This is a genomic window from Jeotgalibacillus proteolyticus (assembly GCF_002926065.1).
In the GTDB taxonomy this organism is placed as follows: Bacteria; Bacillota; Bacilli; order Bacillales; family Jeotgalibacillaceae; genus Jeotgalibacillus; species Jeotgalibacillus proteolyticus.
The window spans coordinates 1-4,139 of record NZ_PREZ01000015.1; the positions used below are offsets into that span (position 1 = coordinate 1).

General features: G+C 31.9%; 4 protein-coding genes and 1 pseudogene. 2 read left to right on the forward strand and 3 right to left on the reverse strand.

Annotation, left to right across the window (positions count from 1 at the left end):
- Positions 1 to 70, reverse strand: a pseudogene (locus C4B60_RS22010) (rRNA adenine N-6-methyltransferase family protein); the annotation flags it as partial.
- A gap of 60 nt (positions 71 to 130) precedes the next feature.
- Positions 131 to 190, reverse strand: a complete 60-nt coding sequence (ermCL, locus tag C4B60_RS21290; protein WP_014158491.1) for a 23S rRNA methylase leader peptide ErmCL — start codon at positions 188 to 190, stop codon at positions 131 to 133.
- A 602-nt stretch (positions 191 to 792) separates the two neighbouring features.
- Here ermCL and mobV point away from each other — a divergent pair.
- Positions 793 to 2,055, forward strand: coding sequence for a MobV family relaxase (mobV, locus tag C4B60_RS21180; protein ID WP_000119405.1), 1,263 nt, complete (start codon positions 793 to 795; stop codon positions 2,053 to 2,055).
- A 243-nt stretch (positions 2,056 to 2,298) separates the two neighbouring features.
- On the forward strand, positions 2,299 to 3,282 hold the full coding sequence (locus C4B60_RS21190) for a protein rep (RefSeq protein WP_014125933.1): 984 nt from the start codon (positions 2,299 to 2,301) through the stop codon (positions 3,280 to 3,282).
- A gap of 72 nt (positions 3,283 to 3,354) precedes the next feature.
- On the opposite strand, the gene erm(C) is transcribed toward C4B60_RS21190, so the two are convergent.
- Positions 3,355 to 4,089, reverse strand: a complete 735-nt coding sequence (gene erm(C), locus C4B60_RS21195; RefSeq protein WP_104059953.1) for a 23S rRNA (adenine(2058)-N(6))-methyltransferase Erm(C) — start codon at positions 4,087 to 4,089, stop codon at positions 3,355 to 3,357.
- Positions 4,090 to 4,139: the final 50 nt, after the last annotated feature.

A 4,139-nucleotide genomic window follows, 5' to 3' on the forward strand; every position in this document is an offset into this window, starting at 1 on the left:
TCATTATTTTATCTACATTACGTTTCGAAGTAATAAAGTTTTGACTGTCTTTTATATTTTTTTTGTTCATTATAACCCTCTTTAATGCGGTTATAATGAATTTTGCTTATCAACGATTCATTATAACCACTTATTTTTTGTTTGGTTGATAATCAACTGTGTTGATTACAAAAATACTAAAAATGCCCATATATTAATTCTCCTTCTTATAAACTTAAAATAATTATAGCACAAGCTCTGATAAATAAGAACATGATGAACGACCGTTAAATTTATACTGCAATCGGGCGCGATTGTTGAATAAGAATACAAAAGATACGAGAGATCATTCTCGTGTCTTTTGTTATTTTAAGTGGTTTTGTCCGTTATCCTGGAAAACCGAAAGTCGAGCAAATTTTGATTTTGCTGAGTACGGCTTTCGGTACGAAAAACATAACGGACAAAATAAAAAAGACAAGGGTTTAAGGTGGAGATTTTTCAGCGCAGCGTTTTGAAAAATACGACCTGTCCCTTGTCTTTTTTAAACGAGCCACGAGAGCAAATCCCCCTTTTGCTGAGGTGGCAGAGGTCAGGTTTTTTTGTTTCTTTTTTCTCGTAAAAAAAAGAAAGGTCTTAAAGGTTTTGTGCATACTGGTAATCAGTATGCAGGGTTTTGTTGGCAGAGCCAATAGCCTCGCAGAGCACACACTTTATGGATATAAAGTATAGTGTGTTATACTTTACTTGGAAGTGGTTGCCGGAAAGAGCGAAAATGCCTCACATTTGTGCCACCTAAAAAGGAGCGATTTACATATGAGTTATGCAGTTTGTAGAATGCAAAAAGTGAAATCAGCTGGACTAAAAGGCATGCAATTTCATAATCAAAGAGAGCGAAAAAGTAGAACGAATGATGATATTGACCATGAGCGAACACGTGAAAATTATGATTTGAAAAATGATAAAAATATTGATTACAACGAACGTGTCAAAGAAATTATTGAATCACAAAAAACAGGTACAAGAAAAACGAGGAAAGATGCTGTTCTTGTAAATGAGTTGCTAGTAACATCTGACCGAGATTTTTTTGAGCAACTGGATCCAGGAGAACAAAAACGATTTTTTGAGGAAAGTTATAAATTATTTTCCGAACGATATGGCAAGCAAAATATTGCTTATGCAACAGTTCATAATGATGAGCAAACCCCTCACATGCATTTAGGTGTTGTGCCTATGCGTGATGGAAAACTGCAAGGAAAAAATGTGTTTAATCGTCAAGAACTGTTATGGCTACAAGATAAATTCCCCGAGCATATGAAAAAACAGGGTTTTGAGTTGAAGCGTGGTGAACGTGGCTCTGACCGTAAACATATTGAGACAGCTAAATTTAAAAAACAAACTTTGGAAAAAGAGATTGATTTTCTAGAAAAAAATTTAGCAGTTAAAAAAGATGAATGGACTGCTTATAGCGATAAAGTTAAATCAGATTTAGAAGTACCAGCGAAACGACACATGAAAAGTGTTGAAGTGCCAACGGGTGAAAAGTCCATGTTTGGTTTGGGAAAAGAAATAATGAAAACAGAAAAGAAACCAACCAAAAATGTTGTTATATCGGAGCGTGATTATAAAAACTTAGTGACTGCTGCGAGAGATAACGATAGGTTAAAACAGCATGTTAGAAATCTCATGAGTACTGATATGGCGAGAGAATATAAAAAATTAAGTAAAGAACATGGGCAAGTTAAAGAAAAATATAGTGGTCTTGTAGAGCGATTTAATGAAAATGTAAATGATTATAATGAGTTGCTTGAAGAAAACAAGTCTTTAAAGTCTAAAATAAGCGATTTAAAGCGTGATGTGAGTTTAATCTATGAAAGCACTAAGGAATTCCTTAAGGAACGTACAGACGGCTTAAAAGCCTTTAAAAACGTTTTTAAGGGGTTTGTAGACAAGGTAAAGGATAAAACAGCACAATTCCAAGAAAAACACGATTTAGAACCTAAAAAGAACGAATTTGAACTAACTCATAACCGAGAGGTAAAAAAAGAACGAAGTCGAGATCAGGGAATGAGTTTATAAAATAAAAAAAGCACCTGAAAAGGTGTCTTTTTTTGATGGTTTTGAACTTGTTCTTTCTTATCTTGATACATATAGAAACAACAAGTTTTTATTTTTATAGTTTACATCGCGTTTAAAGTGTTGGTGTGATTGGCTTTATAAGGTTAATGAACCTTTAAAAATCCTTGCACAGAAAAATACCCTATGTTATTGTTTAAGTTACCACACAAAAACAAATTTACATAGGGGGTTTCTGTATTAATTATGTGCAATAATAATAGCATTAATTCAGATGAAAAATCAAGTGTACTAATCGACAAAACAAAAAGTGGAAAAATAAGACCTTGGCGAGAAAAGAAAATGGCAAATGTAGATTATTTTGAACTCTTGCATATTCTTGAATTTAAAAAGGCTGAACGTGTAAAAGATTGTGCAGAGGTACTTGAATATAAAGTGAGTTATGAAACGGGAGAAAAAACGTTATATCGTGTGTGGTTTTGTAAATCTCGATTATGTCCAATGTGCAACTGGAGGAGAGCAATGAAGCATGGTATTCAGTCACAAAAGGTTGTTGCAGAAGTTATCAAACAAAAACCAACAGTTCGTTGGCTTTTCCTTACGTTGACCGTTAGAAATGTTTATGATGGTACTGAATTAAATAAAAGTTTATCGGATATGTCAAAAGGTTTTAATCGTATGATGAAATATAAGAAAATTAATAAAAACTTAGTTGGTTTTATGCGAGCGACAGAAGTAACTGTAAATAATATAGATAATTCTTATAACCAACACATGCATGTGTTGGTTTGTGTAGAAAGCACTTATTTTTATAACACTGAAAACTATGTGAATCAAAAGCAATGGATTCAATTTTGGAAAAGAGCTATGAAATTAGATTATGATCCAAACGTTAAAGTCCAAATGATTCGACCAAAAAATAAACATAAATCTGATATAAAATCAGCCATTGATGAAACTGCAAAATATCCAGTAAAAGATACAGATTTTATGACTGATGACGAAGAAAGAAATTTGCAGCGTTTAGCTGATTTGGAGGAAGGACTTTATCGAAAAAGATTAATTTCATATGGTGGTTTATTAAAGGAAATTCATAAGGAATTAAATCTTGATGACGCAGAAGATGGCGATTTAATACATACAGATGATGAAGAAAAAGCAGATGAAGATGGCTTTTCTATTATTGCAATGTGGAATTGGGAACGGAAAAATTATTTTATTAAAGAGTAATTCAACAAAAGGGCCAAGATTGTTTAAGCAAAACAAGACAAGTTAAGGGGTGCAGTTTACGCACCCCTTAACTTACTTATTAAATAATTTATAGCTATTGAAAAGAGACAAGAATTGCTCAAAGCTAATATTGTTTAAATCGTCAATTCCCGCATCTTTTAAGGATTTGTTAAATTGATTCTTTGTAAATATTTTCTTGTATTCTTTGTTAACCCATTTCATAACGAAATAATTATACTTCTGTTTATCTTTGTACGATATTCTTGATTTTTTTCTATTTAATCTGATAAGCGAGCTATTCACTTTAGGTTTAGGATGAAAATATTCTCTTGGAACCATACTTAATATAGAAATATCAACTTCTGCCATTAAAAGTAACGCCAATGAGCGCTTTGTATTCAATAACCTTTTAGCAAACCCGTATTCCACGATTAAATAACTCTCATCAGCTATACTTTCAAAAACAACTTTGCGTATTATATCCGTACTTATGTTGTAAGGTATATTACCAAATATTTTATAGGATTGGTTTTTAGGAAATTTAAACTGCAATATATCCTTGTTTAAAACTTGAAAATTATCGTGATTAACAAGTTTATTTTCTGTAGTCTTGCATAATTTATGGTCTATTTCAATAGCAGTTACGAAATTACACCTTTGTACTAATTCAAGGGTAAAATGCCCTTTTCCTGAGCCAATTTCAAAGATATTATCATGTTCATTTAAGCTTATATTTGTCATTATTTTATCTACATTACGTTTCGAAGTAATAAAGTTTTGACTGTCTTTTATATTTTTTTTGTTCATTATAACCCTCTTTAATGCGGTTATAATGAATTTTGCTTATCAACGATTCA

What these genes read in the sequence shown, in the direction of transcription:
- C4B60_RS21190 (WP_014125933.1), top strand. Translation starts at nt 2,299, where the DNA reads ATGTGCAATAATAATAGCATTAATTCAGATGAAAAATCAAGTGTACTA.
- mobV (WP_000119405.1), top strand. Translation starts at nt 793, where the DNA reads ATGAGTTATGCAGTTTGTAGAATGCAAAAAGTGAAATCAGCTGGACTA.